We start from the raw sequence: 21,906 nt of genomic DNA on the forward strand, positions 1-21,906 counted from the left end.
ATCAAGCTCCAAACTTCACTCTAGGATCGACCAATGCAACGCAGACATCTGACAAGATATTGCCAAGTAGCAATATGCAGGCGTTGATCGCGACAATACCCATAACCACGGGGTAATCTCTTTCTACAATTGATTCATAACCAAGCAGGCCTATACCATTGATATCGAAAATGACCTCAATTAAGAAAGAGCCCGTCATAAAGAAAAGAAGAGAGTTGCCAAAGTGGCTAGCGATTGGAATTAAACTATTGCGCAGTGCGTGTTTACGAATCGCCTCTCTGAAAGGCAAACCTTTAGCGATAGCGGTGCGAATGTAATCTGACGATAAGTTTTCCATCAAATTATTCTTCATGGTCATGGTTAACGTCGCAAAGTCACCTATCAGGTAACAAAGCAAAGGTAAGACCGCATGCCACAAAATATCAGTAATTTGCTCTGAGAAAGTATTGAAGTCGTCGAAGTCATCATCAACAAAGCCCCCCATTGGGAACCACTCTAGGTGATAACTGAAAAACGTAATAAGAAGCACGCCGACTACATATCCCGGTAAGGCATAGCCGACAAAAATCATGATTGATGAAACAGAATCAAAAACGCTGCCGTGCTTCATCGCCTTAAAATAACCAAGAGGAATCGAGATAAAATAACTAATGAAAAAGGTAACACCACCATACATAACAGAGACTGGCAGGCGCTCAAAAATCATGTCACTGACAGGTTCGTAGTAGCGTGTCGACTCGCCTAGATCAAAATGAACAAGTCGAACTAACCATTCGAGATACGCTTCCGTTACCGGTTTATCTAATCCATAAAATTTATTTAGATCAGCAAGCTGATCTTCAGACAGAGCTGAGTTTTGGCCAACGAGACTAGACACTCCACCACCGTCCCCTTGAGGTTGCATATTTGCAAGCATCCTCTCAACAGGGCCCCCAGGGACAAATCGCGTAATCGCGAATATCAAAATCGTAATACCAAGAAACGTAGGTACAACTAAAGCAAAACGTTTCAGTAAATATGCAATCATCCTAACTAGCCAAATTCCATTTAAAGCAATATTTCATCAATTTAATCAATAAAATAAAGTAGTCAAATGGTTACATTCACCTACATTAGCTTACAATTCCATTTAATTTCAACCAGTTCAATTAGCAAAATTTACCCTTGAAAATCATAATCTTAAATTAGATATCAATAATAAATTTAGAATTAGAAGGTGTCGTTAATATTTGTTTGTAACTTAGAAAGTGAACCGCTTAGACAATTCAAACATGTTTGTAAGCCGCATTGATATGGTGACAAATCGAAATCAAATGCAAAAAATCGCCACTGTGAAACAGAAGCGATTTATTGGTCTAATGAGAGAGGAGCTAATCTATGAGTAATGTACTAGCTACACACCACCAACATTGGAAAGACTCACAAGTTGCTTGGTGTATTCATGTTGGGGATTACCAAACAAAGTCTCAGTGTCACCCTTCTCTACCACCTCGCCTGCTTTCATGACAATGGTGTAGTGACATAGAGATTTCACCACATTGAGGTCGTGACTGATAAATAGATAAGTTAGGCCATACTTTTCTTGAAGTGATTTCAACAGATCCAGCACCTGCGCTTGAACCGTTCTGTCGAGTGACGATGTCGGTTCATCTAGCAAGATAAACTCTGGCTTAAGGATCAGAGCACGAGCAATCGCAATACGCTGCCTTTGGCCGCCAGAAAACTCATTCGGGTAACGATGGCGAGTCTCAGGATCGAGGTCGACCTCTTTCATTACATCACAGATGCGTTGATCGAGTTCAGTGTCGTCTAATTGTTGATGCACTAACAAACCCTCACCAATCACCTGAGCAACCGACATTCTCGGGTTTAACGCAGAAAACGGATCTTGAAAGACCACTTGCATACGGCTTCGAAACGGTAGCATTTGTTGGCGGTTTAAGCCTTGGATTTGTTCATCTGCGTAAGTTATTGACCCTTCACTCTCCACCAACTTCAATATCGCCATACCGGTTGTTGATTTGCCAGAGCCACTCTCTCCAACTAAACCGATTGAGTGCCCCTTTTTCAAGCTGAACTCCATGTCGGTTACGGCTTTGACATGAGAAATGGTTCGCTTGAATAAACCGCCCGTGATCGGGAACCAAACACGAAGTTGATTTACATCGAGTAGCGGTTTGCTTTCGGGTGACACAGGAACGGGCAAGCCTTTCGGGTCAGAGTTGATAAGCTTTTGCGTATAAGGGTGAGCAGGCGCATTAAACAGGGTATGACAGTCGTTACTTTCAACCAAGCGACCATCTTTCATTACCGCTACTCTGTCAGCAATCTTACGAACGATGCTTAAGTCATGAGTGATAAAAAGCATCGCCATACCGAGCTCTTGTTGCAGGTCTTTCAACAAATCCAAAATCTGCGCTTGTACTGATACATCCAAAGCCGTAGTAGGCTCATCAGCAATAAGTAGCTCTGGTTCGTTGATCAGTGCCATCGCAATCATCACACGCTGACGCTCTCCACCTGATAGCTCGTGCGGGTACGCTGATATCTTCTGCTCTGGGTAACGAATACCCACCTTTGAAAGCCACTCTATCGCCAAGGCTTGAGCTTTATTGGCTCGCATTCCTCGGTGAATCGCAAGGGTTTCAACCAGCTGCTTACCGACTCGGTGAAGTGGGTTAAGCGAAACCATAGGCTCTTGAAAGATCATGCCAATGCGGCCACCACGAATCCCTCGCAATTGCCTTTCAGAACAACTCAGAATATCGGTGCCAGAGAAGTTAATCTTACCGTTTAAGTAGTGCGATGAACCTTTAGGTAACAGCTTTAAAATCGAGTTAGCCGTGACCGATTTACCGGAGCCACTCTCGCCCACCAGCGCGAGTGTCTCACCTTTGTATATCTCCAACGAGACGTCTTGCGTCACTTGTTCTATCGAGTCTTTACGCCCAAACCCGACAGACAATTTATCTATGGTTAGAACTGGAGACGTGTCGGAACTACCTGTTGCTGATCTTGCAGTAGAAACGTTATTGGAAGCAGGAACTGTATTTGAAGTCATGACCTATCCTTACTTCTGTTGATGTGGGTCGAAAGCATCACGCACCGCTTCACCAACGAAGACAAGTAACGTCAGCATCAGTGAAAGCACGACGAAAGCAGAAATGCCAAGCCAAGGCGCTTGTAAGTTAGCTTTACCTTGCGCCAATAGCTCGCCCAATGAAGGTGAACCCGCGGGAAGGCCAAAACCAAGGAAATCTAATGAGGTTAACGTAGTGACCGAACCTGAAAGGATAAACGGCATCATGGTTAATGAAGCCACCATCGCGTTGGGTAGCATGTGACGAAGCATAATACGTTTGTCGTCAACACCCATCGCTTGCGCGGCTCTTACATAATCAAAGTTTCGACAGCGTAGGAATTCAGCTCGCACAATCCCAACCAAACTCATCCAACTGAACAACACCATAATCCCGAGCAACCACCAGAAATTCGGCTCGATGAAACTCGACAGAATGATCAGCAAGAATAAGGTCGGCATTCCAGACCAGACTTCAATGAAGCGCTGCCCAAACAAGTCGACCCAACCACCGTAGTAACCTTGCGTTGCCCCGACAACTACGCCGACGACGCTCGATACAATCGTCAGAATAAAACCAAACAGAACAGAGATACGGAATCCATAAATAATGCGGGCCAATACATCGCGCCCTTTATCATCGGTTCCAAGCCAGTTCACTGAATCTGGCTCCGATGGCACCGCGCCCGAAATATCGAAGTTTATCGTATCGTAGCTAAACGGAATGATTGGCCACACGATGTAACCGCTGTCTTCAATGAGTTCGATAACATACGGGTCTTTGTAGTCGGCTTCGGTTTCAAACTCACCACCAAATTCGGTCTCGGCGTATTCATTGATAACAGGTACAAACCACTGATTATCATAAGAAACCAAGAGTGGCTTATCGTTGGCGATGATCTCAGCGAACAGGCTCAATCCAAACAAAATGGTAAATATCCAAAGGGAGATAAAACCACGCTTGTTTGCTTTAAAACGTAACCAACGAGCTTCAGCTAAAGGGTTGTTAAACATTTATTATCAATACCTTTTTATTCATTCGCCATTAACGCGCTTCAAAATCAATTCGAGGATCAACCCAGGTATACGTCAGGTCGGAGATAATGCTCAGCACCAAGCCAAGCAAGGTCATGATATAGAGAGAGCTGAACACCACGGGATAGTCACGTTGAATGGTTGATTCAAAGCCAAGCAAACCAATGCCTTCGAGTGAAAACATCACTTCAATCAACATAGAACCCGTGAAGAAAATACTAATAAATGCGCTCGGGAAACCGGCAATAATGATCAGCATCGCGTTACGGAAAACGTGCTTGTAGAGAATACTGCTTTCGTCCAAACCTTTTGCTCGCGCGGTCACCACATATTGCTTGTTGATTTCATCAAGGAAGGAGTTTTTGGTCAACATGCTGAGTGTGGCAAAGCCGCCGATGACCATAGCAAAAATAGGCAAAGCTAAGTGCCAAAAATAGTCGCCTATTTGCTGATACCAATTGAGCTGATCAAAGTTACTCGACACCAGACCACGCAATGGGAACCAACTGAAATAGTTACCGCTTGCAAACAAAATAATCAGAATGATCGCAAACAAGAAGCCTGGAACGGCATAACCGACAATCACCACCGCACTCGACCAAATATCAAAACGAGAGCCGTGATGTATCGCCTTCATGATGCCCAAGGGTATCGAGATCACGTAGATGATTAAGGTACTCCACAATCCCAAGGAAATGGAAACAGGCAGTCGCTCGATGATGAGATCAATCACGTTACCGCCTTTAAACAGGCTTTCACCGAAGTTAAAGGTCGCGTAGTTTTTCAACATGTCGAAGTAGCGAACATGAATCGGCTTATCAAAACCAAACTGCTTTTTGATCTCTTCAACCACTTCAGGATCAAGCCCGCGAGAGCCTTTATAACCACTCGCAGACGCTTGGTCACTTTCGCTTAAATCAACTTCTTGCCCACCACCAGAAAAGCGCTCCATGATGCCAGAGTTATGCCCTTCTAATTGAGCAACGGCTTGCTCTACCGGGCCTCCGGGCGCTATCTGGATGATGAAAAAGTTGATGGTGATGATCGCCCACAGCGTGGGGATCACCAACAATAAACGTCGAAATATATACGCGGCCATGCTAACTAACTCCTAGCGACGTTTTTCAGGAAGCAAAGCCGCCTTCTCTTCTGAAATCCACCATGTATCGATACCTAAATCGTATTTAGGTAATACATCTGGACGCTCAAACTTGTCCCACATTGCAACGCGATATTCACCAACGTGCCATTGAGGGATATTGTAGAAATTCCACTGCAATACACGGTCAAGTGAACGACCTAACGTAAGCAGCTTTTCAGGATGCTGTTGGTTACGCGCAATTTCTTCTGTTAACGCGTCAACCACCGGATCCATTACACCTGCAGTATTGTAAGTAGAATCAATGTAGTTAGAGTTCCAAACAATCATTAAGTTCGGGCTAGGATAAGGGTTTGCGGAAAATGAAGACGACACCATGTCGAAATCACGATCACGCAAGCGCTTGATGTACTGAGTGGTATCGATGGTACGGATCTTCATCTCGATACCCATGCGTTTCAGGTTTTTTTGAACCGGTGTTGCGATACGCTCGGTGGTTGGGCTGTAAATCAGCAACTCAAATGACATCGGCTTGCCGGTCTTTTCGTTGGTCATCACTTTGTCTTTCAATACCCAACCCGCTTCTTTCAGCAGTTTGAAAGCGGTACGCATTTGGCTACGAATACGGCCGCTGCCATCGGTTACTGAAGGTTGAAATTCTTCGGTAAACACTCGAGGTGGAATCTGATCTTTGTACTGAGACAACAACTCAACTTCAGCTTCGCTTGGTAAGCCTTTCGCTTCATAGTCAGTGTTTTGGAAGTAACTACGAGTCCGTTTGTACTGACCATAAAACATGTTCTTGTTCATCCACTCAAAGTCCATCGCGTACGTTAACGCTTCACGAACTTTAGGATCAGAGAACACAGGAGATTGAATGTTGAAGACGAAACCTTGTGTTGTTTCAGGCTTCTCATGGTTGATCTCTTCTTTAATGATGTAGCCTTTGTCGAAGTTTGCGCCCGTGTAAGAGTTGGCCCAGAACTTAGCCGAGTTCTCGGTTCGAAGATCGAACTCCCCTGCTTTGAAGGCTTCCAGCATTACGGTGTCATCGCGATAGTAATCGTATTGCACTTGCTTGAAGTTGTTGCGACCAACATTGACGGGCAAATCCGCAGCCCAGTAATTTTCATCTAAACCATATGTAACGCTTTGACCAGACTTGTAGCTAATGATCTTATAGGGACCACTGCCTACTGGTGGCTCACTTAAAGGTTCAGACAGCTTTCTGTCTTTCCAGAAATGTTTCGGCAATACACGAGTGCTTTGCGCAAAGCTGAACAGTTTTTCGCGGTTTGGATGGTTCATTTCAATACGAACAACCAAATCAGAGACCGCTTTTACTGACTTAATCTCTTTGTAATACACACGATACTGAGGCACACCTTCTTTTGAAAACTTGTCAAAAGTGAAGGCAACATCGTGCGCGGTAATAGGTTCGCCATCTTGGAATTTAGCATTTGGGTTGATGTCGATTTCCATCCAAGTGAAATCACTGGCGTAGCGAACCTTTGAAGCAATCAATGGATAGTACGCATCAATCTCGTCGCTCGGAGAAAACATCAAGGTATCGTAAATCTCTCCGGTATAACTTGCAGCAACGCCGCGAGAACCGAATCGATTAAAGCTATCGTAGGTACCTATACTGCCATAGGTCACTTTGCCTTGCTTTGGCGCATCAGGATTAACGTAATCGAAGTGAGTGAAGTCGGCTGGATATTTTGCTTCACCAAAACCAACCAATTGTGTGGTTTCAATAACGGTGACAGCAGGAGTTGATTGGGTATCAGAAGCGTAAGTAACGGAGGGGTGTAAAGCAATAAGCGGCAGCATAACTGCACAGGACTTTAAATTAGACCTGAAAAACTGAGTGCGCTGCGAGGCTTTGCGTCGAAAAACTGTTCCCATTTGACTCTCCCTTCAAATGTCATGAATTCGATATTCAAGTTAATTAATCGGCTTTGAATGCATGCCGTTAAATCAAGTATAGGTTCAAATCTAACATCATGTAATAACTAATAAAACCATCAGCACTCCATCTCTGACGGTTTATTTACAAATTGCTCGGTTCAGTCTAAAGAATAAAACACGCTAGCACCGAAGCTGGACCAGTGACTAGCGCGAAGTATAGTGAAGTGGGTATTAACTATTGAACGTGGTATTAACTACTGTACGCGATACGCATCAAAGATGAGTTGACCAATTTCATTTATCACAGTGTCACGCTCTTGAATGGTTAACTCGGTTTCTGTAAGAGAGATACTGATGATTAACGGAGCGCGAGTTTCACTCCACACGATAGCCGTGATAGCACGTGAGCCATAAGCGCCCGCTCCAGACCTATCGGCAATATTCCAACCATCCGGCAGAATCGAACGGATCATCCCATCGGAGACTTTATTATCCATCATCCAAGTCTTTAGCTGAGCTTTAGATTCTTCTGATAGCACGTTGCCATACACCAATTCGTTTAACGTTTTTACCATAGTGTTTGGTGTCGTGGTGTCACGCTCATCGCCCGGACGAGCATGATTCAAATCGGGTTCGATATGGTCAAGACGCGTTTCGCGGTCTCCGATTGAACGCAAAAACTCTGTTAACCCGTTAGGCCCATCAATACCAGCTAACACTATATTAGCGGCCGTGTTGTCGCTCATTTCCATGGTTGCAGCACATGCACCTGTGAGTGAGATTTCTTTACCGACAAACGCTTTAGTCATCGGAGACCAAGCAATAAGCTCATCAGATTTAACCCCAACCTTAGATTCTAAATATAACCCTTCATTTTCATGGTCATAAAGAAGATTCGCGCACGCTAAAGTTTTAAAGGTGCTCATCATTGGAAAACGTTCATCGCCCTTATAACTCCATGTTTGCTCAGTCGTGGAATCATAAACTGCGACACCAATGCGCGCTGATACACGAGACTCGATTTGCTCAATAGACTCAGGATCCAAAGAATGACTCAATGACGATGTAGAGAAGAAAGCGCTCAACAGCACAAGAGCGAGAGAGGTATATTTTTTCATTGTGAAACCATAAAAAGCGATCGATTGATCGTAGATAAAATTAAACTCGACACCTAAAGAGCATCGAGCAGAGAAAATCCAAGCAGAAAGCGACAACCTTCGCTAGATCAAATGAAAATAACTGACTAAACCCAAACAATATCTCAGTATTTTAGATATCCTTAAAGAAGTGATTTCAATAGGATTCAACCTTGAATAAACCAAACCACATAACATTCGCAACGTTCAATCTTTTGAACTACCTCGAACCACCGAATGCTTACTATGATTTTGAGAACATCTACAGCTTCGATGAATGGCAGAAGAAACAGCACTGGATGGCTGAAACGATTCGTTCATTAGATTGTGATGTGATTGGCTTTCAAGAGATATTTAGCCCGCAGTCTTTAGAGCAGTTAATGAATGAACTTGGCTACCCTTACTTTGCTGTTGTCGATAGTGCACACGTTGAGGATGACTACTTATATACCTCACCTGTCGTTGGTATCGCTTCCCGTTACCCGATTGAAAACGTGCAGCCTGTTACGCCAGATTCGAAGATACTGAAAGCGTTCAACCTTAGTGACAACTTCTCATTCAATCGAACACCTGTTCATGCCACGATTACGTTGCCTCATTTAGGTTCAACCGACTGTTATGTTGTGCATTTCAAATCACAGCGTCCGACGGAGCCAAGAACTGAATCTGTCGATTCGGATAACGCTCAGCAAGGTGCAAAGCCACAAAGTGACACGCTCACTCGCTTCCACCAAGAACAACTTGGCTCTTGGTTATCGAGTGTTCAACGCGGCCTTGAAGCTCAGATGCTGCATCAATACATCACCAATCATCGCTACCAAACCAATCAGCCAGTCGTGTTGATGGGTGACTTTAATAAACCATTATTCCACGATGAGTTTAAAGGGCTATTAAGTTATTCAATCAACCGAGACGAAAACAGCAAGCATTGGCTATCCCACTTCCGCTTAAAAGACAGCTGGGATATTTATCATCAATTGCATGAAGAAGACTTGCTTGAACAGCGTAAACCAACCCATTACTACGGAGCTTCTGGGTCTGTACTGGACTACATTTTGATGTCGAACGAATTCGATTGTCAGAACTCTTCAAGTTTGATGGAATTGTCTGATTACACAGTGGTCGATCATCACCTCATCAATCCTAGCTTTGAACACGATCAATTCAGTACGGACCATGCCATCGTTGCTGTCACCGCTCATATTCGTGAAGCTTAACTGCCCGATGCAGGTTCACTTTAAGCGGACATGTCGCCCGATCCCGATATAAAAACACCGAAGCATTACCACTTCGGTGTTCAAAATATTCAAATACTTACTAGGTGGTGTCTAAAATTTAGAAACGGTAAGCAACAGCTGCGTAGAATGAATCGATCACGATATCTTTATCATTTTCAAAAGCTGAATCGCTTTCAATGACAAACGCATCCGCCTCATAACCTAACTTAAAGCTAACGTTTCCAAGCTGTCTAGGTGTGTACTCCACACCGAAGCCATAACGAATACCTTCACCACGATCGTCATCAAGCATTGGCAGAGACTGGTCTAAATCAATCGACGATAAACCGATAATGCCAAAAGGGCGAATTCCATTGTCAAACGTGTAGCCTAGATTCGCGCTAATCGAAAACGCAGTTGGAGACCAAGTGTAAGTAAATTGGCTTAATGCATTTTTTGCAACTACATCGCCATACTTCGTGTATTGCGCCTCTAATGCGACGATGCGATTAAATTGGTATCCCGCAATTATCTTATATGTCGGGTCTTCAGCATCAACAGTAATTGGTGCTTGAGTGTTTTTATAGAGCCCGCCATCATCAATACCAGATGTACCGATTGCACCCCCTAGGTAGAAACCGCTGTCCGCTGCCATTAAGTTGTTTGCTGAAAATACTGACATCATAGCGATGCTTAGAAGAAATTTTTTGTTCATTACGGCTTGACCTTACTTAATGCAAATCAAGATTGTTACGCCTTCCTATGCTGCACAATCTTGTTAGAGTTATCCGACACCCCGTCGAATTGGCAAGCAGGTTAATCTCACAGAAAACAAAAAAATAAATAAAAATATAATCACTTTGTAATCTCATACAACACAATCAGTTATAGCTAAATAACCATTTGAATAATCGACAAATAAAATCCATCTATTTCTTAAAAAAACCTCCCATCAATTTTCAAACCATCCCATTTTTAGATTTTATTCGTGCAGACTTACGCATGCTTACTTTCAACAGTGACGTTATTTTGCATAATCCGCGCGCTTTATCTGCTATCCCAACCCACTCCTCCACAATGAAGAATGAGAAAGATCGAAAAACAATGAATAACGAAATCCACTTTGGCGACCTAACTCTTAACGTAGAAACTCGAAACATCACGAACAAACAGGGGAACAAGATCTATTTACGTCACCACTTGTTTTCCGTGCTTTGTCTACTGTCGAAAAGCGCCGGACAACCCATCCCTAGAAAAGACATCGTGAACGCATGTTGGGGAAACGAAACGGTGCCGACACAAGCACTAACCAATGTCATTTATTGCTTAAGGAATGTTTTTGTTCGCTTGAGAGCATCTAACATCAAAATTGTTACGATTCCTCGATATGGCTATACGTTGTTCGTCATACCCAATGCAAATGAAGCTGGATATGTAGCAATAGAAACACCCCTTAACACCTCCCCTATAGAATCTGTTCAAAATGTTCCGGTGAATAAACTTTAGCTCCCTTTGCCTTAAGTTAACGTTACGTTGCCTTACCTTCTTAATTGCCGATGAAAGTGATTGCGATCACCAAAAAACGCCCCATCGAAACGTTTCGATGATCGTTATCACACTCTAAAACAATCAAACGTGCAAATGATAAATCACACACTATTATCACTATCGAAACGTTTCGATGGCTTTTTCTTGAGTTGTTCTCAACCCATTAAACGTTATTTTTCGATAGGTCGTGATATGAAAAAAAGTACCCTAATAAACTCTGAGCTCTCTTACCTAGTGGCGACTCTTGGCCATACAGATGAAATCACGATTTGTGATGCAGGGTTGCCGATTCCGGATCATGTGACTCGCATAGACCTTGCTTTGACTCACGGTGTTCCGAGCTTTCAGCAGACAGTAAAAACCATGCTGGATGAATCTCAAATTGAAGGCGTTGTGATTGCAGAAGAGTTTGCGAAAGTAAGCCCAGAGCACCACGCGGCGCTGATTGATTTGATCAAGACAGAAGAAGCGCGTTGCGGCAAACCGCTTTCGATTACTTACATCACTCATGAAGAATTCAAAGAGCGTACGCATGAAAGCCGCGCGGTGATTCGCACTGGTGAATGCACGCCATACGCAAATGTTATTTTCCAAGCTGGCGTAACGTTTTAGCTCAAGCGAAACGCAACGACAGCTCAGTGTCATCACTGAACCAAAAATAATGCAAATACAGAACAATCAAATACAACTGGCCCCGAGTAAAGGAACCGACATGACTCAAGCCATTTTAGAACTTAGCTCAATTGAGAAAGCCTTCCCTGGTGTGAAAGCACTGGATAAGGCAAGCCTCAACGTTTACCCAGGACGCGTAATGGCGTTAATGGGTGAAAACGGTGCAGGTAAATCCACGCTTATGAAAGTGCTTACGGGTATCTATCACTTGGACAGCGGCACTATCGCTTACCAAGGAAAACCGGCTGCATTTAAAGGACCGCGTGACTCTCAACAAGCAGGCATTAGTATCATTCACCAAGAACTGAACCTAATTCCTGAGTTAACCATCGCCGAGAACATCTTCTTAGGGCGTGAAATCACGGGCACCATGGGTCGCATCTTGTGGAACGAGATGTACCAAGAAGCCGACAAGCTACTTAAACGCCTTAACGTGAAACACAGCTCGAAAACACCTTTAGGCCAGTTGAGCCTTGGTGAGCAACAAATGGTAGAGATCGCAAAAGCCCTATCGTTTGAATCTAAGGTCATCATTATGGATGAACCAACTGATGCGCTTACCGATACCGAAACCGAGTCTCTGTTTAAGGTAATTAACGAGCTACGTTCTGAAGGCTGCGGCATTGTTTACATCTCTCACCGCTTGAAAGAGATCTTTGAGATTTGTGACGACATCACGGTACTTCGTGACGGTAAGTTTATTGGTCAGTGTGAAGTTAAAGACACCGACGAAGATGGCCTAATCGAAATGATGGTTGGCCGTAAGTTGGACGAGCAATATCCACGTATCGGCCAGAGCCACGGTGAAACCTGTCTTGAAGTGATTGGCCTGACGGGTTCTGGTGTTCATGACGTGAGCTTTACTCTAAAGCGCGGCGAAATCCTGGGTGTATCTGGCCTTATGGGTGCAGGCCGAACTGAACTGATGAAAGTGATTTACGGTGCCCTTCCAAGTGAGCGCGGCGTCATCAACCTAGAAAACAAAACCATTAACCCTGTAAGCCCGAAAGATGGTTTGGCTAATGGCATTGCTTACATCTCTGAAGACCGTAAAGGCGATGGCCTTGTGCTAGGACTTTCAGTGAAAGAAAATATGTCGTTATGTGCACTGGATCTGCTGACTAAGAAAGGTCAAATCCAACATAAAGATGAAGTGATTGCAGTCGATGACTTCATCAAGCTGTTCAACATCAAAACCCCGACTCGCGAACAAATTATTGGCAACCTTTCTGGCGGTAATCAACAGAAAGTGGCAATTGCTAAAGGCTTGATGACCAAGCCAAAAGTACTGATTCTCGATGAACCCACTCGTGGTGTCGATGTCGGTGCGAAGAAAGAGATTTACCAACTCATTAACAAATTTAAAGCCGACGGCATGAGCATCATCTTAGTCTCGTCTGAAATGCCAGAAGTGTTAGGAATGAGTGACCGCATCATGGTGATGCATGAAGGCCGTGTAAGCGGTGAATTTGATGCTAAAGAAGCAAACCAAGAATTATTACTGGCGTGTGCGGTCGGTAAAAAGATCAACGAGGACGCAGCATGAGTACTAAAACCATGAGCAAAACAACTGAAGCTCCAAAGAAAAAACCGTTAATCAGCAAAGAATGGCTGATTGATCAAAAGTCATTGATTGCTTTGATCTTCCTGATTGTTGTCGTTTCATTCTTAAACCCAAACTTTTTCACCGTCGATAACATCCTCAATATCCTACGCCAAACTTCGATTAACGCCATTATCGCAGTAGGTATGACACTGGTTATCTTAACCGCGGGTATCGACTTGAGTGTCGGCTCTGTACTGGCACTTTGTGGTGCTTTCGCAGCCAGCATGATTGGCATGGAAATCCCAGTGATGATCGCAGTGCCAACCGCTCTAGTAGCCGGCGCAGCATTGGGGGCGATCAGTGGCGTGATTATCGCCAAGGGTAAGGTTCAAGCCTTCATCGCAACGCTTGTAACAATGACTCTATTGCGCGGCGTAACCATGGTTTACACCGACGGTCGTCCTATCTCGACTGGCTTTACTGACACTGCAGACGCGTTTGCTTGGTTCGGTACAGGCTACGCAATGGGCATCCCAGTTCCAGTATGGATCATGGCCGTGGTATTCGCTGCAGTATGGTACCTACTTAACCACACACGCTTTGGTCGCTACGTTTACGCACTGGGTGGCAACGAATCAGCAACTCGCCTGTCTGGCATCGACGTAGACAAAGTAAAAATCGGCGTTTACGCAATCTGTGGTCTGTTAGCAGCGGTTGCAGGCATCATCGTGGCATCTCGTTTGTCATCAGCTCAACCTACCGCAGGTATGGGTTATGAATTAGACGCCATCGCAGCCGTAGTTCTTGGTGGCACAAGCTTAGCCGGCGGTCGTGGTCGCATCATGGGCACATTAATTGGTGCTCTGATTATCGGCTTCCTAAACAACGCCCTAAACCTATTAGACGTATCTTCTTACTACCAGATGATTGCAAAAGCAGTGGTTATTCTTCTGGCGGTATTGGTCGACAACAAAAACAAATAAAACCTATTCACATCCTAGGTTAATACAAGTAACACCCTAGTTTAATAAAAGTAACAGTTTGTTTTACCTTAAAATATTAGAATCTATAAATAATGTAACTACGAGCTAGGACTCACATCCTAGCTCTCCCTACACAAAGGACTTACACCATGAAAAAATTAGCGACTCTTATTTCTGCTGCTCTTCTTTCTACAACGGTATCTGTGTCTGCACAGGCGCAAGATACAATGGCAATCGTTCTGTCTACATTGAATAACCCATTCTTTGTAACCATGAAAGATGGCGCAGAAGCGAAAGCGGAAGAGCTAGGCTACAAGCTTATCGTTCTTGATTCTCAAAACGACCCAAGCAAAGAGCTTTCGAACATTGAAGATCTAACCATTCGTGGTGTTAAGGCAATCCTGATTAACCCTACAGATTCAGATGCAGTATCTAACGCTATTCGTATTGCTAACCGTTCAAACATCCCTGTACTAACGCTAGACCGTGGCGCAAGCCGTGGTGACGTAGTGAGCCACATTGCTTCTGATAACGTAATCGGTGGCGAAATGGCAGGTCACTTCATCATGGAAAAAGTAGGCGAGAAAGCAAAAGTAATCCAACTTGAAGGTATTGCTGGTACTTCTGCTGCTCGTGAACGTGGTGAAGGCTTCATGAACGCAGTAAACGGCAGCGACCTAGAGCTTTTAGCAAGCCAACCTGCTGATTTCGACCGTACTAAAGGCCTGAACGTAATGGAAAACTTGCTTGCTGCAAACCCAGACGTACAAGCAGTATTCGCTCAAAACGATGAAATGGCACTAGGTGCACTTCGCGCAGTTCAAGCTTCAGGTAAAGACGTAATGATCGTTGGCTTTGATGGCACTGAAGACGGTATCGCTGCTGTTAACCGTGGCCTACTTGGCGCAACGGTTGCACAACAACCTGACCTAATCGGTTCTTTAGGTGTTGAAATGGCAGACAAAGTACTGAAAGGCGAGACAGTAGACGAGTACGTACCAGTACCTCTAAAAATCATCGCTAAGTAATAGTTACTAGATAACGCGATATAAAGCAGGGGTCCCCTATCCCCTGCTTTGCTTAGCTTAACTCACTAGCTCATTAGCTCACTGACGCCAGACAAAAATCAAAACTCCGACAGTGCATCGCTGTTTCTCATAAGCCGTCTAACAAGGCGAGCAATTTACGTAATGAGAAAGACCCATGCATTTTCAAATACGATATATCATAAGGCTCGTATCATGACTCAACTGATTGTTTTAGGTAGCGTTAACGCTGACCACGTACTGCAAGTTCCTTCGTTCCCTCGTCCGGGTGAAACCTTGATTGGCGGTAACTATCAGGTCATCCCTGGGGGCAAAGGCGCAAACCAAGCCGTAGCAGCAGCAAGATTAAACGCAGACATTGGCTTTATCGCCTGTGTTGGTGACGACCCATTTGGTATCAATATTCGTCAAGACTTCGCCAAAGATGGCATCAACATCGACGGTGTGATCGTTGCAGAAAACACACCGACGGGCATCGCGATGATCCAAGTATCAGCAACGGGCGAAAACAGCATTTGTCTTTCTGCAGAAGCCAACAACAAGCTGACTTGCGACCAAATCGAACCGCATCTAGAGAAGATTCGCGGTGCTAAGTACCTGCTGACTCAACTTGAAACGCCAATTGAAGGCATTGAATACGCAGCAAAAGTAGCAAAAGAGAGCGGCACGCAAGTGATTCTTAACCCGGCACCTGCTCGTCCTCTATCAGATACACTATTGGCGTGTGTTGATGTGATCACACCAAACGAAACAGAAGCAGAAGTGCTGACGGGCATTACCGTGACGGACAATGCATCTGCTCATCAGGCAGCTTTGGCTTTGCATGCTAAAGGCATCGAGACTGTAATGATCACGCTAGGCGCGAAAGGCGTTTGGGTGAGTCATCATGGTCAAGGTAATAAAGCTAGCGAAGGTGAATTAATCGCAGGTTTCCGTGTTGAAGCAACGGACACAACCGCTGCTGGTGACACCTTTAACGGCGCATTAGTCACTGGCTTGCTTGAAGACATGCCACTAGAACGTGCGATTAAATTTGCTCACGCAGCCGCTGCCATTTCAGTGACTCGCTTTGGCGCTCAAACGTCGATTCCAAGCCGTGCTGAAACCGATGCGTTTTTGGCAGAGCAACTGTCTGCTTAGCTTGATTTTGACTGTTAATCGGTAACAACAAATAACAAGCATAAGCCCCTGTTTTCAGGCAGAATATCGCCCAACGTGGAAAAGTGATTCCCACAAGGATTTTATATGGCAACAATGAAAGACATCGCTCGGGTTGCAAAAGTTTCAACGTCTACCGTGAGCCATGTGATGAACAAATCACGTTTTGTCAGTGAAGAGATTGCTGAGCGTGTTAACAGTGCGGCCAAAGAACTCAACTACGCGCCGTCTGCATTGGCTCGCAGCTTAAAAATGAAGCAAACCAAAACCTTGGGCATGCTGGTTACCACCTCTACCAACCCATTCTTTGGTGAGGTAGTAAAAGGTGTTGAGCGTCGTTGCTACGAGAAAGGTTACAACCTTATCTTGTGTAACACCGAAGGCGACAGCGAACGCATGAAATCCTCTATCGATACCTTGCTACAAAAGCGCGTCGATGGCTTGATGCTGATGTGTTCAACGCTTGAAGGTCAGCATATCGATGTGTTCGAGCGCTATCCAGAGTTGCCTGTCGTGGTAATGGACTGGGGGCCAATGCTGTTCGCAAGTGATAAAATCCAAGACAACTCGCATCAAGGTGGCTACATGGCAACCAAACACCTGATCGACAATGGTCACTCGGATATTGGCTGTATTACTGGCCCACTGCATCGCAACCAAGCCTCTTCTCGTTATCAAGGCTATAAACAAGCAATGGAAGAAGCGAATTTAGAGATCAACCCTAAGTGGATTGTTGAATCAAACTTCGAATGTGATGGTGGCTTTGATTCTTACCAAACATTAAAAGCTCGTGGTCAAATGCCTTCGGCCTTGTTCGTTAGTAACGACATGATGGCGATGGGTGTGATTCATGCGGCAGCTCAAGATGGCACATTGATTCCAAATGACCTGTCTATCATTGGCTACGATGACATCCACTTATCTAAGTACATGACACCCGCTTTAAGCACAATCCACCAGCCAAAGCACCGTTTAGGCAAAGCGGCGGTCGATACCCTGCTAAGCCGACTACAAACGCCAGACGCCTACCCGCAAGTCGTTGAACTAGAACCGACTCTTGTAGAGCGAAGCAGCGTAAAAGCGATTTAGGGCTCAACCTGCCCATGATACAGTTGAAAGCTAGCTTATTCGGGCTAGCTTTTTTGTCTTTGGCACATAATTACGACTCTTACTTGCTCCATAAATACCCTTTATATGCAGGACTTACATCCCCAACGTATGCATTTGCGCGCTTAGCAACTATTTACGCACTTAGCTACTGATTATCATCTACACTAACAATGAAATGACATCGACATGGAGAGCGCTGTTTTATGATCGCGGGTTGGTTTGACAACATATCCCTACAGAAGAAGCTATTGGTTAGCTTTTTTATTCCTATCGCTTTGATGCTTATCGTTGCTTTTTCTGTTCATGACAACACCCGAAATATTGTGAAAGACAATAATTGGGTCGTTCATACACACAAAGCCATCGCTCGGGCTCAAGAACTTCTCAGCCTAACAGTAGACATGGAAACGGCTCAGCGTGGCTATCTGATCTCCGGTGACCTCGTTTTTTTAGAACCCTACTACTTAGCACTTGATGTATGGCCTCAAAAAATTCAAACCCTTGCGACTCAAGTGAGTGACAACCCACCTCAAGTTGAACGCCTTAATCGAATTGATGCTATCCACAACACATGGCTAGAAAAATCAGGAGAGAAAGAGATCATGCAGCGCAACCTCGTGAACAGAGGTGAAGCTGAAATGCAAAGTGTTGTCTATCTCACTCAGCAGCGAACCGGAAAAAGACTGATTGATGAGATCCGTCAAGAGATTGCTCAATTTATTGAAATTGAACAACAACTTATCAGTGTCAGAGTCGCCAAGTCCGAAAGCTCAGCCAATCAAACCAGTTATGTACTCATTCTGGGAACACTGTTTTCGGTGTTTATCTCACTCCTTGTCGCTACGTGGTCGTCCAAGCGAATTAAACGAAGATTACACACTCTACTTAAAGCCGCGAACCAAGTTGCCGCTGGCCATTTGAAACAAGGCGCTGCGACTCTCGAACTTGGTTCAAAGAACGACAGCCAAGACGAAGTTGCTCTCCTCACACAAAGCTTTCAAAAAATGACAACAAACCTCGTAAAAAATGACAGCGAAATGCGAGAGAAAAATCAGGAGTTAGTCGAAGAAAGAACCAAAGCAGAAGCGGCTGTAAAGGCTAAGAGCGAGTTTCTGTCGACCATGAGCCACGAGATTCGAACGCCAATGAATGGAGTACTTGGTATCTCCCAGATCATTGCCAGCCAAACCCAAGAGCCGGAAACAAAAGAGAACATCGATCTCATTCTCGATTCTGGCCATCATTTAATGACGATACTCAACGACATATTAGATTTCTCGAAAGTGGAAGAAAATAAGCTTGAGTTAGACTTTGCACCCTTTAATTTTGTCCAAGTAATACAACCTGTACGTAGCGCGCTTAAACCTTTGGCCGATGAAAAAGGCATTCGCCTGTTAATCGAAAATAATATACCAACAAGCATCCAGCTGATCGGAGACTGTGCAAGATTACGTCAGATCATGTTCAACTTGGGCGGTAATGCGACCAAATTTACTAAAGAAGGTCACGTATCCATTCAAGCGGATCTCAACAGACCAAACAACCAACTTATTCTCACGGTAACAGATACGGGTATAGGCATTCCAAAGGGCAAACACGAGCAAATCTTTAATTCGTTTGAACAAGCTGACACTTCAACCACAAGAAAGTTTGGCGGGACGGGGCTTGGCCTCGCGATCGTTAAGAATCTAGTCAGCCTAATGAATGGTGAAATAACACTGACGAGCGCTGTTGGGCTTGGCACAAAATTCCAAGTTTCTCTACCTATCGCTTGGCAAGAAGGAAAAACAGGGGATATCGTCACACCAGTAATCAATACAGAAAACCTGACTTGTGATTCATTGCGTATTTTATTGGTGGAAGACAATCGTATTAATGCGATCGTTGCACAAGGCTTCTGTGAAAAGCTCGGCCATCATGTTGATCTTTCGGAGAATGGTAAATTGGCAATTGAACGCCTCAAAACCAATCAATACGACCTGATCTTGATGGACAATCACATGCCGGAAATGAACGGGATCGAGACCACTCAGTACATCCGCGAGAAACTAAAACTCGACACCTTGATATTCGCCTACACGGCCGATGTTTTCCGTGAAGCTCATGACAACTTCATTCAAGCCGGTGTCGACCATATTCTGACTAAACCTCTGCAACAAGAGAGCTTTTTCGACGCCCTGCAACAATTTTCGAATCGATTACCTAAGCAAATAAAAACCGAAGGCTCGAGTGACATCGAAAACATCGTCGAACTTCATCGAAAGCCAATTGAAACACTGAGATTAACAGAAGAAGAGATAAGTCAGTCAGAAGTAATACGCATACTTAAAGACGACACGGAAGGATTCAGCTTACTTATCGATTCAACCATTATTGAGTTCGAACAGTCTGTTGATCGAGTCATCGAATACTATTTATCGAAGGAGTTAGAGCCACTATGTCGCACCCTGCACTCCATTAAAGGTATGTCGTTAAACTTAGGTCTCAACATGCTTTCTAAGCAGGCATTAGAGCTAGAAGTGCAAGCAAAAGACCAGCAACTGCCTGATATTGAACTGCTGCAAAAGCTGCTCAATCGACTTACGGTCAACATACATCAAGCTCAGCGGATGAAAGCGGTTAATTCGATTGAGCGCCAGACTCAAATGAATGATAAAACTTAAAAAAATTCACTCTCAAACCAAAGCGCAAGGTTTAATCACTTTGCGCTTTTCGATCTTATGTCGCTCTAGTCTTTGTTCTAACGATTTAACGGTCTAACGGTTTAACGGTTTAACAGGGCGGTTATTTGCTGGATCTCATCTTCGACATCAATACCATTGTATTGCGGCGCAATCGAGAGATCTTGAATACTCACAGTTTCTACAGATTGCTTGTCGTTGAGCTGAAGCATTAAGTCTCCTTTTGGTGAATAGGTTCTACTGCTACCACAATAAGTCGCGGTAAACGCATCAACCACATCCTGCCCAACGCGATTACACGTCACGACATGACACCCCTCTTCTAAAGCTCTCGCTTGAGCAATAGCAAAACTGTGGTGACCGCCAAAGTTGGCCGGGTGCAGAATAACGTCGACCGACTGATACGCCCTCATGATCTCCGGGAACCAAATATCAAAGCAAATCGCAACACCAAACTTTAAGCCCTTGTGCTCAAACGTAAGGAGCTCACACCCACGTGAAAAATACTGTTTGTCGAATTTGGTTTGACTGATTTTTCTGTATTTATGAAGTAAACCTGAACCATCAACCACCACGACGCTATTGTAATATTGGCCGCTATCTTTCTCGGCAATACCAGCAACAATCAAGGTGTGATGCTTCGCTGCCATCTGAGTTAACGAATCAATAGTACTGCTGTCGTTGAAATCTTCAGCCAGTTCATGAATTTCTTCAGCATCGTTAAAAATATATCCAGTAGTGAACAATTCAGGCAACAGAGTGATATCCCCGACTGTCGATTCCGCTTCCAAAAGATCAGAAACCGACTCAATGTTCTTTTGTTTGTTTTTGTATTCAACCTCAAGCTGAATAAGAGTGATGCTGACATTATTCAAAATCGAATCCTTGCTAGGTAATACTTCAAACTGTAACGCTTCAAGCTTTAATACTTCAAACTAGAGACTAAGAACTAAGAACTAAGAACGACAGAGTAAGGCAATCCCCTATCGCTTTCTTATTCGCACGCCAAAGGTTGAAGCAGGCGCACAGTCCTGTACGCATTTCAAATCTGCCTACGGCGCTAATTTAGGCTCTGGCAAAACGGGAGGCGTGCTGTCCATATAGGTTAAGAAATTTGCCCACACTTCATGCGTGCGCTGCTTGGTTAACGTTGTCTTGCAGGAAAGCGCCATAAGGCCTCGTATTGAACCATCACGCCATTGGGTGTACACAGAGCTACAATGAGCCGACATGTACGCCTGCCAGCTCTCCTGAGCCTTATTGATTGAAGCCACCAGCTCAGCATCATAATCGTTGTGCTCAAAGCTGGCTGCAAGGTATTTATCCAGTTCCGCTTGTGCAGTTTCCAACTCAATTGCAGCACAGTGATTAATCTCTAGCGTGTTCATAGCATTCTCGCAATCGACTGTCTTTTCAACAGCGAGCACAGAGCACGAGAAGTAAGCCAAACCGAACAGTGTTATCACTCTTTTCATAAAAATCCTTGATTCTGTCATCAATAAATTTGCGACATGTTTCGATTAACTGAAACACAGATTATTGAGTCAATTTCCTTCAATATCCCAATCGTATATAACTCTATTCTTTATAGGGTTATAAATATCTTTTATTCGTATTAGTACTGCAAAACCAAGTAAAACCCACAAAGAAAAATCGACTAAACATCAATATGTTACTGGTAAAAT

General features: G+C 44.2%; 18 protein-coding genes. 9 read left to right on the top strand and 9 right to left on the bottom strand.

Going from position 1 to position 21,906, the window contains the following annotated elements; genetic code table 11:
• Position 1 precedes the first annotated feature (1 nt).
• From AACU28_RS06105 to bla, 6 genes are all read right to left on the bottom strand, one after another.
• On the bottom strand, positions 2 to 1,027 hold the full coding sequence (locus tag AACU28_RS06105; RefSeq protein WP_004730367.1) for an ABC transporter permease subunit: 1,026 nt from the start codon (positions 1,025 to 1,027) through the stop codon (positions 2 to 4).
• Between the two features lie 366 nt (positions 1,028 to 1,393).
• On the bottom strand, positions 1,394 to 3,061 hold the full coding sequence (gene yejF / locus AACU28_RS06110; RefSeq protein WP_121602575.1) for a microcin C ABC transporter ATP-binding protein YejF: 1,668 nt from the start codon (positions 3,059 to 3,061) through the stop codon (positions 1,394 to 1,396).
• Positions 3,062 to 3,070: 9 nt separating this feature from the next.
• Complete coding sequence (locus AACU28_RS06115) at positions 3,071 to 4,093, bottom strand: ABC transporter permease (RefSeq protein ID WP_004730360.1); 1,023 nt, start codon at positions 4,091 to 4,093, stop codon at positions 3,071 to 3,073.
• Between the two features lie 31 nt (positions 4,094 to 4,124).
• On the bottom strand, positions 4,125 to 5,213 hold the full coding sequence (locus AACU28_RS06120) for a microcin C ABC transporter permease YejB (RefSeq protein WP_004730359.1): 1,089 nt from the start codon (positions 5,211 to 5,213) through the stop codon (positions 4,125 to 4,127).
• 12 nt (positions 5,214 to 5,225) lie between these two features.
• On the bottom strand, positions 5,226 to 7,121 hold the full coding sequence (locus AACU28_RS06125) for an extracellular solute-binding protein (protein WP_121602576.1): 1,896 nt from the start codon (positions 7,119 to 7,121) through the stop codon (positions 5,226 to 5,228).
• 257 nt (positions 7,122 to 7,378) lie between these two features.
• Positions 7,379 to 8,242 carry a class A beta-lactamase gene (gene bla / locus AACU28_RS06130; protein ID WP_121602577.1) on the bottom strand — a complete coding sequence of 288 codons (864 nt, stop codon included), beginning with the start codon at positions 8,240 to 8,242 and terminating at the stop codon, positions 7,379 to 7,381.
• Positions 8,243 to 8,433: 191 nt separating this feature from the next.
• Between bla and AACU28_RS06135 the strand changes: the two genes are divergently transcribed.
• The gene (locus AACU28_RS06135; RefSeq protein WP_121602578.1) at positions 8,434 to 9,477 is read left to right on the top strand and encodes an endonuclease/exonuclease/phosphatase family protein; all 1,044 of its coding nucleotides are present in this window, start codon (positions 8,434 to 8,436) and stop codon (positions 9,475 to 9,477) included.
• A 118-nt stretch (positions 9,478 to 9,595) separates the two neighbouring features.
• Here AACU28_RS06135 and AACU28_RS06140 read toward each other — a convergent pair whose 3' ends face one another.
• Positions 9,596 to 10,192: a porin family protein gene (locus AACU28_RS06140; RefSeq protein ID WP_004730351.1), complete on the bottom strand. Its 597-nt coding sequence runs from the start codon at positions 10,190 to 10,192 to the stop codon at positions 9,596 to 9,598.
• Between the two features lie 389 nt (positions 10,193 to 10,581).
• On the opposite strand from AACU28_RS06140, the gene AACU28_RS06145 reads away from it, so the two are divergent.
• The 8 genes from AACU28_RS06145 to AACU28_RS06180 all read left to right on the top strand — a co-directional run bounded on the left by AACU28_RS06145 (position 10,582) and on the right by AACU28_RS06180 (position 20,203).
• Entirely contained in the window at positions 10,582 to 10,983 is a 402-nt protein-coding gene (locus AACU28_RS06145) for a winged helix-turn-helix domain-containing protein (protein ID WP_108202813.1), read from the top strand.
• 234 nt (positions 10,984 to 11,217) lie between these two features.
• Positions 11,218 to 11,637, top strand: a complete 420-nt coding sequence (gene rbsD / locus AACU28_RS06150) for a D-ribose pyranase (protein WP_029222043.1) — start codon at positions 11,218 to 11,220, stop codon at positions 11,635 to 11,637.
• 100 nt (positions 11,638 to 11,737) lie between these two features.
• Positions 11,738 to 13,243 (top strand): ribose ABC transporter ATP-binding protein RbsA, encoded by a 1,506-nt coding sequence (gene rbsA / locus AACU28_RS06155; protein ID WP_004730346.1) that lies wholly within the window; start codon positions 11,738 to 11,740, stop codon positions 13,241 to 13,243.
• Positions 13,240 to 14,226: a ribose ABC transporter permease gene (gene rbsC / locus AACU28_RS06160; RefSeq protein WP_004730344.1), complete on the top strand. Its 987-nt coding sequence runs from the start codon at positions 13,240 to 13,242 to the stop codon at positions 14,224 to 14,226. The genes rbsA and rbsC overlap by 4 nt, the downstream gene beginning before the upstream one ends.
• Positions 14,227 to 14,375: 149 nt before the next feature.
• The gene (gene rbsB / locus AACU28_RS06165; protein ID WP_009844904.1) at positions 14,376 to 15,254 is read left to right on the top strand and encodes a ribose ABC transporter substrate-binding protein RbsB; all 879 of its coding nucleotides are present in this window, start codon (positions 14,376 to 14,378) and stop codon (positions 15,252 to 15,254) included.
• 213 nt (positions 15,255 to 15,467) lie between these two features.
• Complete coding sequence (rbsK, locus tag AACU28_RS06170) at positions 15,468 to 16,412, top strand: ribokinase (protein ID WP_121602579.1); 945 nt, start codon at positions 15,468 to 15,470, stop codon at positions 16,410 to 16,412.
• A 105-nt stretch (positions 16,413 to 16,517) separates the two neighbouring features.
• Positions 16,518 to 17,519 (top strand): substrate-binding domain-containing protein, encoded by a 1,002-nt coding sequence (locus tag AACU28_RS06175; protein WP_004730338.1) that lies wholly within the window; start codon positions 16,518 to 16,520, stop codon positions 17,517 to 17,519.
• 224 nt (positions 17,520 to 17,743) lie between these two features.
• A complete protein-coding gene (locus AACU28_RS06180; RefSeq protein WP_102441117.1) occupies positions 17,744 to 20,203 on the top strand; it encodes a CHASE3 domain-containing protein in 2,460 nt (819 codons plus the stop codon).
• A gap of 101 nt (positions 20,204 to 20,304) precedes the next feature.
• Here AACU28_RS06180 and AACU28_RS06185 read toward each other — a convergent pair whose 3' ends face one another.
• Positions 20,305 to 21,096, bottom strand: a complete 792-nt coding sequence (locus AACU28_RS06185; RefSeq protein ID WP_017082399.1) for a carbon-nitrogen hydrolase family protein — start codon at positions 21,094 to 21,096, stop codon at positions 20,305 to 20,307.
• A gap of 177 nt (positions 21,097 to 21,273) precedes the next feature.
• Positions 21,274 to 21,696 (bottom strand): lysozyme inhibitor LprI family protein, encoded by a 423-nt coding sequence (locus AACU28_RS06190; RefSeq protein WP_121602580.1) that lies wholly within the window; start codon positions 21,694 to 21,696, stop codon positions 21,274 to 21,276.
• Between the last annotated feature and the right edge of the window lie 210 nt (positions 21,697 to 21,906).

This window comes from Vibrio sp. SBT000027, from assembly GCF_963894355.1.
Taxonomy (GTDB): domain Bacteria; phylum Pseudomonadota; class Gammaproteobacteria; order Enterobacterales; family Vibrionaceae; genus Vibrio; species Vibrio splendidus.